The organism is Sphingopyxis sp. H050 (genome assembly GCF_001468265.1).
GTDB lineage: Bacteria > Pseudomonadota > Alphaproteobacteria > Sphingomonadales > Sphingomonadaceae > Sphingopyxis.
In genome coordinates this window covers 31,379-41,524 of the sequence record NZ_LNRZ01000015.1, presented here as the reverse complement: position 1 = coordinate 41,524, position 10,146 = coordinate 31,379, and the positions used below count along the sequence as shown (strand labels likewise).

Sequence of the window (10,146 nt, the reverse complement as noted above, 5' to 3'; positions counted from 1 at the left end):
GGCAACAAGCCAGTTGCGCTTGCTGAGCTCAACGCTGACAATGACAGAAGTCTTGGGGCAGTAATCTGACGACGAGTTCTCCATGTAGCGTTCTCCGTGGGGTTTGACGGAACAACGGCATAGCCGATCCGGCCTGCATAGGATCTATTACGACACCGAACTGGCATTCGGGTCCGAGGATCCGGCCAATCCAGCGATGACACAGCGCGTCATCAAGCTGATGCGGCCAGCGGACTACTGATGAGTTCAGGGGCTGACATGTCAGTGCGCCGCGGGGCATCGGCCCAGTTAAGGGTGGGGAGGTAACGAGCGCATGAGCAGGCACAAAGTACCGCTTCGTGACGGGATTGCTGCTGCCAGTGCCTATGTCGGATGGGACCGACCGCTTCAGACCTATTTCGCGCAGGTTCTGAGCGCTCCTGACGAAGACGGGGAGGAAATCGAACTCGTATGGGTCGGAACCGCTTTCGGAGAGCTGCCCCGCGCGGTTGACGCAATCCGCGCGCTCGAGCCCTATTGCCATATCGAGGCAAGTCTTGCCGCACAGCTCGAGATCGACAGGATGGCCTGCCTCGCCACGCGCGATGGACCCAATCAGCTCGAAGCCAAGGCGTTCATGGCGCGCCTCAACCAGATCAAGGACGGGTCCGAGCCCGAAGCTTAGGTCGGTACAGACCGGGCCTGGCTCGTAGCAGGGCCGGTTCAGCTCCAATCCAACTATCGAGACTCCTCAGCCCTCTGGGCTGGACAGGATGACGCGCGCCTGCGGTGGCTGGCGCACGGGCCGGGCCAGGGGCCCGGAGGAGAGGGGGGATGGGAGAAGGTGTTCCGGACAAGGGGTTCGGACGGCATCAGGAGAACTTCGACATGAACATCGGCACCCTCAAGGCCAACGCAGAAGGCGTTCACATCGGCCGCATCACCACCCTGACCTTCAGCGCGACGGTTGCGCTGCGGGCCTTCGAATCCACCAACGAGCGGGCACCCAAGTTCGACCTCATGGCGCTCTCGGCGGACCGCCGCAGCTGGGTCAAGATCGGCGCGCTCTGGGAATACTCGTCGAACGAGACCGGCGAGTGCTTCCTCTCGGGCCAGATCGACGATCCCAGCCTCTCGGCGCCGATCCCGGTCGCCATGTTCCAGCAGAACGATGGCAGCTACAACGTCGCCTGGCGCCGCTCGAAGCCCAAGGCCTCGCTCGACGGCTTCGGCAGCGAGAGTGAAGGCGCCCTGCCGCCGCTGACTGCCACCGGCGACGAACCGGCCAGCGACCGCAGCGTTGACAGCGGTGCTGCCACCGGCGACGGTCTGGGCGACAGCACCGCTCCGGCACCCAAGGGCAAGACGCGCGCGAGCGTCGACGCCTGACCGGGACAAGCCCCCCGTGACCGGTGCCGCGACCCGCGCCGGTCACATCGGGAAGGCCCGTCCGCGCATTCGTCGCGGGCGGGCCTTTTCTTTGCCCGGTGCTTGCAAGCCGAGCCGACCTGCAGCGGAAACTCTGCCTGCGAAAGAGAAGGGGGAGGTGCCGTTCAAGCAAAGGAGGCTTGAATGGCACAGACAAACTGGACTCTCGATCTTGGCGGGGCTCCGTGGAACGAAGACTGCGCGCAGATCGGCCACACCCCGAACTTCGACCTCGTGAATACCGCAGAAGTCACGCTCTACAGGGCTGCGCTGATCGCGGTCGCCGGGCCTCCGCCCGCCGGGATCACCCTGCGGATCAAGGCTAACGCCCATGATTTCGGGACCTACCGGACGGTCGAGGCGAGCGTCGACGACGAACAGGACGATGGCAGCCATGCCAGCTATCTCGAGACCCTCGAGATCGGCATCGCCTTCTGGCATCAGGCCGGGTTCGCACCGCCTGAATTTAGCAAGCTGACGGCCAGCGATCAGCTTGTGAGTTTCGTCGTGGATGCCGTCGCAAGCGCGCTGCGGATCACACGGCCGAGCACCACCGGGGCATTCTTTCCAGAATCCTCCGGGCCGATCCATCGCAACCTCACCGCAGCCTTTCCGGAAGCGGCACAGCGCGCCTTTTCCGAAGGGGCCGTGCCATGCTGACCGACAGCGAGCGCTTCGCCTTCAGCGCCTGGCGAATCCATGCCTTCGCCTCGACGGGCAATGCCTACGACGCCGTGCAGACCGACGAGACTATTGCTGCTGGGGATACGCTGCTCATCCTCGATGAGAGGGTTGTCGGTGTCGCGATGACCTGGCCGTTTGCTATCACCGCAGAGCCGGGCAAGCTTCACGCGGTCTGTGAGCCATGCGCTGGTGAAACCCTTGGGCACATTGAAACGGCGCTAGATGTTCCAGACGGGTCAATCGCGCGAGCCTGCCGCCTCGCACGGACACTGGGCTTTGCGATTGATGCGGGCCTCGTCCCCTTGTTGCCTGAGCTGCTGGCGGCAGAGGTGGACGGCTAGCGCGGCAAGCGTCGCCACAGAAATCTTGCTATTTTGGCAATAATTGCTATTTTGGTGCCAAGAGGAGATACCACCATGCCAGCGACGGCGAATGAGCACCCCAGGATTCCCCTGACCCGGTTTCACAACAACACCGGCGAGTTCCTTGATCTCGCAACCAAACAGCCGGTCGTCCTCACCAGCCATGGGCGCGAGCGACATGTCATCGCAGATAGCGAATATTTCCGCCATCTTGAACAGGCAGCACGCGGTGTGATCGCCGGCCACATGAATATCGAAGCTGTCGCTTCGTCCGACATGACCGAAGCCGATCGCAAGGCTTTCGCTAATGCACGGCCTTCGGCCAGTGAACTCGCCAATGACCGCTGGGAAGACTGACCGCCCCGCCGCAGGCCATATCCTCCGATACGTCTATCTCTTCGAGGAAGAGCAGAGACGGGGCCGCGACGAAGGCGTCAAGGAACGCTTTGTCGTCGTCGTTGGTGTGGAAGGGTCACGCTACCTGGTCGCGGCGATCACGACCAAGGGCGAGGGGCGCAAGAACGCTGTCGCAATCCCCGATGAGATCGCACGCGCAGCCGGGCTCGCTCCGGGCAGCGCCATTGTCGTTTCGGAATTCAACCGGTTCACCTGGCCCGGGTTCGACATCAGACCCCTGATGAAGCAGCCCGGGTACATTGCCGGACGACTCCCACCGCGGTTCACGGCAAAGACCATCGATGCCATCGCAGCCTGGGGCGCCGCTGCCGTCGATCGCGATTGATTGCCGCAACGCAGAGACAGGCAGCCCCCTTGGAGCCATGTCTGACCCCGCATCAAGGCCAGTATGGCGGCAACTTCGGGGATCGGCACCCCAGGTAGCCAAAATCGGGTCTTCCGGACGACAGCCACAAAGAGTCTATTCGCTCCCTAAAATCGGTGAGGACGGGCGATCGATCCTGCGATCATCACCGTCGACAGCAAGCTCCTGCGAGCCGAGACGCGGCGAGGTCGATGTCCAGGCGTGCGATAAGCTCCTGTGCCAACAGCACGTCCGCCGCCCAGTGCCCCTGCCTCTCTGGTCGAGCTTAGGGCCAACCTGCAGAAATGCGAGCCGTGTTGCCCGGCAAGCCGGGCTGCCCGCACCATCTCGCTTTCTGAGGTTTCCCGCGCGCCGCAGCGCGCGGTGTCCCAGCTCTCTCGCCGAGGCTCGATAAGGGCACCGGCGGACGAGCCGTCGGCACCAAGGAGGCTCATGCAATGAACATCGTCAACCTCGTCGGCCGTCTCGCCAAGGATCCCGTTGCCCGCGACCGCAGCGACACCCGCATCACCGAACTGATCCTCGTGACCGAGCGTCCGGTCATCCGCGACGGCAAGGTCCAGAAGGATCCGGGAACCGGCTACCCGGTCAAGGATGCAGAATTCCACAAGGTCACCGTCTTCAATGGCCTCGGGCTCCCGCTGCGCCAGCACAAGGCCAAGGGTGACCAACTCGCCGTGACGGGCCGCATCCACTACTCGCGCTGGCAGGACGCCGAAGGCAATGACCGCTATGGCTGCGAGATCATCGCCGAGAACGTCGAGTTTCTCTGACCGGGAGGGGCGGCGCGCAGGCGTCGCCCGAGCCCTTTCAGGGGGGCGACAGCTGGACACCGGTGGCGTCCAGCTTGGTTCCCCGGTGACCGCAGCTGCAGCGCAAGTGCCGCGCGACGATCTCCAGCTTCATCGGGATGGATTTGGCAAAGCATCGGTCTCGCAGTTTGGCCGCCGGAACGATCACAACGCGGCGGCATGCGAGACATTCAACCTGTGCGTTGAGGCCATGGCGAACCAGATCGGCCACCGTATCGAGACGCTTGCTGCCCATAGCCACGGCAGAACATCATAAGAACATTAGTTGTCAAGCGTGCTGCGGGGTTGCGCAATCGGCCTGATCAGAAAGACCCGCAAACCGAATAACAAGACACTTTGCGCCGAAGCAAAAAAGCGCAATAATCCCGCACATTGCAGCTGAGGAGTATGACATCATGGCACTCTTTAGGGTAAATCTCGACGAACAGCTCGAGGAGCATCTGGATAACGCAGCCCAGTACCAGCGGCACGATCGATCCGAAATCGTCCGACAAGCGCTGACCGAGTATTTCAGTTCAGCTCAGAACCACGTCCACGACGACGAAGCCATCTGGGACGAATGGCGCGACTTCTCCCGAACCGTGCTCGACGCACAACAAAAGGCGATCATAGCCGCCATCCGAACCCTTCCCGATGAGGCATGGGCCTCGCGGAGCGAAACGCTCGATCGCCTAACCAAGGCCATCGAAGACGTCGAATGGGACCAGGGCATTGAGCCGATCTATGAAATCTTGAGAGAAAAGGTGATCGAAAAATCGCTCGCCTTCGCCACTAACCCCGAGATCGAACCCACCAACCGAAGCTACCCGTTCGCGCCCATCATCCGCTTCGACATTGGCTTTGCAACCGATGACCTCTACTCGGTCCGGCTGCCGCTGATCCAGGCATTCTTCCAATACTACTGGGAAGCAGGCGAAGCGGCTTTCGATGAAATACCAGCCATCTGGGAAGCTGCCAAAGCGCGCATAGATGCTGGCGAAAGGCGCCCCTCAAATGAGGAAGCTGCAGCGGCGCGACGGACCTCTGGCTAGGAAATGGTGCTCTGGCAAGCGGAGTGGTTGATGTATCATCTTCCGTACGCGCGCCTTGCATGAGGCTACCGTCATGCAAGCGGCCTTGCTTCAAACTTGGTTGCCCCCTCGCAGGATAAACAGTGGGTGGCGTCTCCCGACCTCTGGCCGGGATCGCGCTCTATTCCGCCCCGTGCGCTGCGGCCCCGTCTTCACGAAGGCTTCGCGCACCCAAGGCTTCACCGAGCCCCTGAAAGGTCTCGGTCCTTCAGGTGACGATCGCTGACGCATTTGGCCGCTGGCCACGCTTGCGCGCTGCCGCCTGATGAGCGGCGCTCTCAAGCGGCTCGGGCTGCGCCGGGGCATTGCGTTTCTGATGGCCCGCCGGCTCTCGGTTCCGCCGCTCGCGGCCGAGTTGCCGCGCGCGATTTCACGTTTCAAACTTCTTCGTTTATCAGACCTTTGAAAGGAGATGAGATATGGCCAACGTCAGTGGGTCGGAGCGCAAACGGCGCAAGAAAACGCGCGAAGAGAATTCCGTTTGCGCACGCTGCAGCATAACGCTTAGCGACGGATGTGCGGACACTCATCATGATTTTGAGCGTGGCGATAAGCGATACACGGATGAAGCTCATCGACATGCTGTGTGCAAGCCGTGCCATCGAGGCATTCATCAAGTCTTTCCGCAACAAGCCGTCCCTCTTTCCGAGGTGTTGGCCAAGGAGGCATCAGGTGAGATCAAGATTGCCAGAATCTGCTGTGCGAACTGTGCATAGACACCGCCGCCGCAGCCATCTCGGCTATTGTCGTTTCCGCGGCAAACTGCACGAAGCTGCCGGTCTGCTTCAAGTACGGCTCCTGCTCGTCACTTAATGTGGCCCGCCACTGGTATGGACCCTATCGGTCCTCCTGATCCAGACGGACCGCCTTTTCGATGAAGCCCTGTGGCTCTCTCACGAAATGCGCTGCGTCTGATTGCAGAACCGTCCTGACGACAGCTTCCCTGCTTGGCTGAATGATCGCACCCTCCGGCGTTGCAAAGACGCAGTCGAGTTGCCGCGCGACGTCGCAGACCCCGCCGACCAAAGGCAAAGAGAGATCTGCCGCGTCGAAGCGGACCTGGATTTCTTCGATGAATTCGTCATCGAAGCTCACCTGAATGTCGTCCGCAGGTTCGTCACCCCACACCCGGAGACCGGTGTACGATCGCGGCTTCTCGGGCAGCAGCATGTCGAGTTTTGCGAACAGCGCATCCGCCTTTGCGATGGGCAGTGCCAGAACAACTTCCTCGAGCTGCCCGCGGCTCATCCGTGCTGCGTGGACCCCTGCGATACGCGCCGCAGAGGCAGGGATGAGGTTGATGACGAACTGCCAGACGGCCATGGCCCGAACATAGCGTCAATGCGGGCTCCGACAATGGGCTCGTTCGCTAAGTGCCGCCCATGCGGGCAGGGCAGCGCCCCTTACCCGCGAACGCGCCTTTCCTTGCCAGGAAGGCGTTCGCGCTCGGAGCTTTCCGACCGTAATGCGTGCTGCTGCGAGCAGGCGGGTCATTCGGTATCCTCCGTCCGGTCAAGGATCGGCTCAGGCTGTCGCTGCGCTTGCCTTCACCGCCCGCGTGGCGGTGATGCCCGCTTTGCGGCATCATCCCTGACAGTCCGTCGTCTTGCGACCAGCCCCGCCAAACGGTCTCTCAAGATGGGGGGAGTTCCCGCTGTAACCCCTTCGCAGGGCCGAAGGGGCGGCCCGGTGTGGCGCTGAAGCGCCTGACCGGCCCTGCCTTCGTCTCACCTGCTCGAGGGCGGGAACGTCTCTTCCACACACACAGGAACACCTGCCGAAACCTATCGGCGGCCGCCCCTTGGTCAAGGATCGCGGTCCCCCCAATTTTCAGCAATCGCGGCTGTCTCGCTGCGCTCGCGCCACGCTTGGCAGAAAATCGGTTCCCCCACGCCCGCCATGGCGGCGGCGAGACGAGCTCGCCGTCCCTGACACGGTTCGTCCGGCCCGATGGGTTTTTGGCTGTTCCCAATGTGGGGACGATTTCAAAAATCGGAGGCTTTTATGACTTTTTTCAATTCGTTCGCAGATCTGGCTCAGGCACGGATCAATCTCGCCGATGCTCGTGAAGGGATCACGGAATCCTATGACGGAGCGTTTCTTGAACACAGCGATCTGGCAAAGCTCAACATCATCGAGGCTCCAATCGCCGCAGAGATGCCGGATCCCGACATGGCGCGCCGCGCCGTGGAGATGGCAATCGGAACGATCTTCGATGTCCTCAAGGACACGCGCATGGAGGAATTTGCGCAGCAACTCGCCTGGGGCATGGTCAACTCCTTCCACATGACCGCACGCCTGGCTGAAGGTCGCGAGGACGATGCTGCAAAGAAGCTGGGCGAAATGGCCCGCCACTTCGACCCTTCGGAGATTTACGCTGTCGAGCTCGAGGAAACACAACAGCTCTGCCAGACACTGCAAGGATGCCGCGAAGCGCTCGAGGCGATGCGCGATCATGCAGCGGACGTCTACCGGGTCGAAACCGGTCGCCCCTTCACGGCCGCACGGGGATCGCAAGTCAGCAAGAACGGGGTTACCGCAAGCCAGGTGCAGGCACGCGATTTCCTCGCCGCACGCGCCAAGGATCGCAGGGCACAATTCCAGCCCGATGGCCCGCTGGTGATCGTGTCAGGTGGCCAGAAGGATTGGCACGATTTTGCGATGATCTGGGCTATCCTCGACGACATCAAGTCGCGGATCCCGAACATGGTCCTGGGCACGACCGGCATGCGCAAGGGCGTCGACGCCATGGCCGGTGCATGGGCGCAGCAGAACGGGGTCAACACGATCCTGTTCGTCCCCGATCAGCGCCACGGCAACCGGGCTCCGTTCCTGCGCAACGAGAGCATCGTTAAGCTGAACCCTGTTGAAGCGATCATCGGTGAAGGGTCGGGCATCCAGTCCAACCTTGCACAGCGCCTCCGTCAGGCAGGCGTGCCGCTGCACATCCGCCGGATCAGTGATCAGGCGCAGGTTCGGTCGCGCAACTTTGCGTGAGCGCTCTTCGGAAGGCTCCGGCTTATCCCGGGGCCTTCCGCTCTTCTTTTGCGCAAGGGGCGGGCTCTGGGGGCATCGAACCCCCTTCGCCCGCTGACGCGAGCATCGCGATCCCCTGAGTTTATCAGGCGCGCTTGTGCCTTGGCTCGGCGCGCCTTGCCCATGCTCGATGCTTTGCATCTTGCGGGCATCGCTGCCGCACTAACTGCCACACCCGGACAATGGGTCGACCAGCCATCCTTGGGGTGAACCAGAACCACCTGGCGGCATTCTGCCACCAGCTCAGGTAGTGAGAAAGAAGAGGGGGATGGAGGAGACGAGCAGCGACAGGAGGCAAAGATGCTCGTCACATTCCGCGTCAAGGATATCGAGACAAGGCTCAATTCGAAACCGGCTCAGATATGCCCGCCAGAGCTCGCAGCACTGATGCGCAGACTGCACACCGCCAACAGCACGATCGATGCAGACCCAGGCGAATTCCTGGCCGCGCCCCTGAACTTCGAGATCAATGCCAACGCGCTTGCGATCGCCGAGTTCGCATCCTGTTTCGACCATCGCCCGGAAATGATCGCGATCGTCGAGGAAGCACAGTTTCTTGGACGAATGCTGCGGATCGAGCACCACCAATACGACGCACCGATCACGATGCGGGTGAGTGAGCACATTGCACTGGTAGGCGACATCACAATGAGCAGCGACCTTGCTGCAAAGGTGCTCACCTCGCTTGGCTACCACCGCCAAGAATCTGGCCAACTGTCCCTGCAAAAGCTTGGGACAGCGCTCGAGGATCACCGGACTTATGCGGCTTTCGCCAAGGCAGGAATCACTCCGCTCTTCGAAAGCCTCGCGTTCATCGCCGCCACCGATTGTGGAGAGCAACATCCGCTGCTCGAATGGACCTCATGACTATCCGGACAGCAGTTCACGAGCAGCCACGAACCGACTGAACTCGTCGCCATGTTTAACGCTCGATCTGCAAATTGCCTCCTGCAGGATCGAGGTGGAAAAGGGTGCCCGGCACGTTGCCGCGGTGCCCTTTTTTCATGCCCCCTGGGTCACGGCACTGCCGAACAACCACATTCCGGCACATAGCTTTCGCGAAGTCGCTGGTAACGCATGCCTCCCGCCGCAGGCACGTCCACCACCATCGCCATGAGCACCCCGCCAGCATACTGGTCAACCACTAATTTCCCGACCGAGAAGCCGTGCTGCGCCGGCTTCCGCACCATCGAAAAATTAGCGGTCAAGCCTCCGCTTCGCTCCGGTGACCAGCACACTGACGGGGCGCTGTTTCATGGCATGGCGGACGAGCCGCCGAGCGCCAGGAGGCAAGGTCATGTGCTACACAACAGAAAGCTACGAAGACGACATTTCAGTGCTTCGCCAGATCAATCCCAACATCATCGCCCTTGATGAAAAAACGCTCGAAGCTGAGCGGCGCTCCTACCACACATTCTTCGACGTCCATGTCGTCGAGACCCGGGACGGGTACATCCTCATTGAGGAGGGAGACTATGGCGAGCTGCCGATGCACCTGATCGATCAGATCGTCTACACCGCTACAGGCAAAATGGCCGATGAATTCTGACGAGACAGGGCGGTGGTCACCGCCGCCCAACTCGGCAAAAATCAGGCCTCACCCGCCGAGCTTTTCGAGAGCAGAAATCGCTACCTTTGGCTTCACTTTGACGGCTAGCTCCAGAAGGGCAATCGCCGTATCCTGACCGACCTTTTTGATGAGCCGATTCAGCTCTCGTTCTGCTTCCTCACGCTCAAGCTCTGCAAGCTTCTGCCGGCGCTCCTCCAGCTCCTTTTCCGCTGCTGCCAGGGCAGATCGTTCGCGTTCAAGTTTCGACACCATTGCGCATTCCTCCAAGCCTTGAAAGACCATGCGAAGATGCACCAATCGCAGGGTCTGTTCGAGGCATTTTTTTGCTTGCTGCTCTCGCGATACTTCATCTCGAAGCATGCCCAAATTGGACGCCCACCTTGATCGAACGTGGTGCCAATGACGTGACACAGCGGTCCACAGA

17 protein-coding genes are annotated in these 10,146 nt (G+C 61.3%); 13 read left to right on the top strand and 4 right to left on the bottom strand.

The window, feature by feature from the left end; all coding sequences use genetic code 11:
- Positions 1 to 103 precede the first annotated feature (103 nt).
- The 8 genes from ATE67_RS22120 to ATE67_RS20285 all read left to right on the top strand — a co-directional run bounded on the left by ATE67_RS22120 (position 104) and on the right by ATE67_RS20285 (position 4,007).
- On the top strand, positions 104 to 241 hold the full coding sequence (locus ATE67_RS22120) for a DUF3768 domain-containing protein (RefSeq protein ID WP_152998735.1): 138 nt from the start codon (positions 104 to 106) through the stop codon (positions 239 to 241).
- Positions 242 to 313: 72 nt separating this feature from the next.
- Positions 314 to 664: a hypothetical protein gene (locus ATE67_RS20315; RefSeq protein ID WP_052241788.1), complete on the top strand. Its 351-nt coding sequence runs from the start codon at positions 314 to 316 to the stop codon at positions 662 to 664.
- A 203-nt stretch (positions 665 to 867) separates the two neighbouring features.
- Positions 868 to 1,368 carry a DUF736 domain-containing protein gene (locus ATE67_RS20310; protein WP_058803387.1) on the top strand — a complete coding sequence of 167 codons (501 nt, stop codon included), beginning with the start codon at positions 868 to 870 and terminating at the stop codon, positions 1,366 to 1,368.
- 183 nt (positions 1,369 to 1,551) lie between these two features.
- Positions 1,552 to 2,067, top strand: a complete 516-nt coding sequence (locus tag ATE67_RS20305) for a hypothetical protein (protein WP_058803388.1) — start codon at positions 1,552 to 1,554, stop codon at positions 2,065 to 2,067.
- On the top strand, positions 2,061 to 2,432 hold the full coding sequence (locus ATE67_RS20300) for a hypothetical protein (RefSeq protein ID WP_058456873.1): 372 nt from the start codon (positions 2,061 to 2,063) through the stop codon (positions 2,430 to 2,432). Before ATE67_RS20305 ends, ATE67_RS20300 begins: the two co-directional genes overlap by 7 nt.
- Positions 2,433 to 2,507: 75 nt before the next feature.
- On the top strand, positions 2,508 to 2,810 hold the full coding sequence (locus ATE67_RS20295) for a hypothetical protein (RefSeq protein ID WP_058456874.1): 303 nt from the start codon (positions 2,508 to 2,510) through the stop codon (positions 2,808 to 2,810).
- Positions 2,791 to 3,195 (top strand): hypothetical protein, encoded by a 405-nt coding sequence (locus ATE67_RS20290; protein ID WP_058456875.1) that lies wholly within the window; start codon positions 2,791 to 2,793, stop codon positions 3,193 to 3,195. The genes ATE67_RS20295 and ATE67_RS20290 overlap by 20 nt, the downstream gene beginning before the upstream one ends.
- 476 nt (positions 3,196 to 3,671) lie before the next feature.
- On the top strand, positions 3,672 to 4,007 hold the full coding sequence (locus tag ATE67_RS20285) for a single-stranded DNA-binding protein (protein ID WP_058456876.1): 336 nt from the start codon (positions 3,672 to 3,674) through the stop codon (positions 4,005 to 4,007).
- A gap of 37 nt (positions 4,008 to 4,044) precedes the next feature.
- On the opposite strand, the gene ATE67_RS20280 is transcribed toward ATE67_RS20285, so the two are convergent.
- Positions 4,045 to 4,281 carry a hypothetical protein gene (locus ATE67_RS20280; RefSeq protein ID WP_058456877.1) on the bottom strand — a complete coding sequence of 79 codons (237 nt, stop codon included), beginning with the start codon at positions 4,279 to 4,281 and terminating at the stop codon, positions 4,045 to 4,047.
- A gap of 160 nt (positions 4,282 to 4,441) precedes the next feature.
- Here ATE67_RS20280 and ATE67_RS20275 point away from each other — a divergent pair, with 160 nt between their 5' ends.
- Together ATE67_RS20275 and ATE67_RS21580 are read left to right on the top strand one after the other, a co-directional pair.
- The gene (locus tag ATE67_RS20275) at positions 4,442 to 5,077 is read left to right on the top strand and encodes a hypothetical protein (protein ID WP_058456878.1); all 636 of its coding nucleotides are present in this window, start codon (positions 4,442 to 4,444) and stop codon (positions 5,075 to 5,077) included.
- A 304-nt stretch (positions 5,078 to 5,381) separates the two neighbouring features.
- Entirely contained in the window at positions 5,382 to 5,522 is a 141-nt protein-coding gene (locus ATE67_RS21580; protein ID WP_156416645.1) for a hypothetical protein, read from the top strand.
- Positions 5,523 to 5,953: 431 nt separating this feature from the next.
- On the opposite strand, the gene ATE67_RS20270 is transcribed toward ATE67_RS21580, so the two are convergent.
- On the bottom strand, positions 5,954 to 6,439 hold the full coding sequence (locus tag ATE67_RS20270) for a hypothetical protein (protein ID WP_058456879.1): 486 nt from the start codon (positions 6,437 to 6,439) through the stop codon (positions 5,954 to 5,956).
- Positions 6,440 to 7,120: 681 nt separating this feature from the next.
- Between ATE67_RS20270 and ATE67_RS20265 the strand changes: the two genes are divergently transcribed.
- Complete coding sequence (locus tag ATE67_RS20265; protein ID WP_058803389.1) at positions 7,121 to 8,113, top strand: DUF2493 domain-containing protein; 993 nt, start codon at positions 7,121 to 7,123, stop codon at positions 8,111 to 8,113.
- Positions 8,114 to 8,452: 339 nt separating this feature from the next.
- Positions 8,453 to 9,019: a hypothetical protein gene (locus ATE67_RS20260; RefSeq protein WP_058818295.1), complete on the top strand. Its 567-nt coding sequence runs from the start codon at positions 8,453 to 8,455 to the stop codon at positions 9,017 to 9,019.
- Positions 9,020 to 9,168: 149 nt separating this feature from the next.
- Here the strand turns inward: ATE67_RS20260 and ATE67_RS21575 are convergent, their stop codons facing one another.
- The gene (locus ATE67_RS21575; protein ID WP_146215413.1) at positions 9,169 to 9,360 is read right to left on the bottom strand and encodes a hypothetical protein; all 192 of its coding nucleotides are present in this window, start codon (positions 9,358 to 9,360) and stop codon (positions 9,169 to 9,171) included.
- 17 nt (positions 9,361 to 9,377) lie between these two features.
- Between ATE67_RS21575 and ATE67_RS20255 the strand changes: the two genes are divergently transcribed.
- Entirely contained in the window at positions 9,378 to 9,701 is a 324-nt protein-coding gene (locus ATE67_RS20255; protein WP_321164273.1) for a hypothetical protein, read from the top strand.
- A gap of 48 nt (positions 9,702 to 9,749) precedes the next feature.
- Here the strand turns inward: ATE67_RS20255 and ATE67_RS20250 are convergent, their stop codons facing one another.
- Entirely contained in the window at positions 9,750 to 10,088 is a 339-nt protein-coding gene (locus ATE67_RS20250) for a hypothetical protein (protein WP_152998736.1), read from the bottom strand.
- Positions 10,089 to 10,146 lie beyond the last annotated feature (58 nt).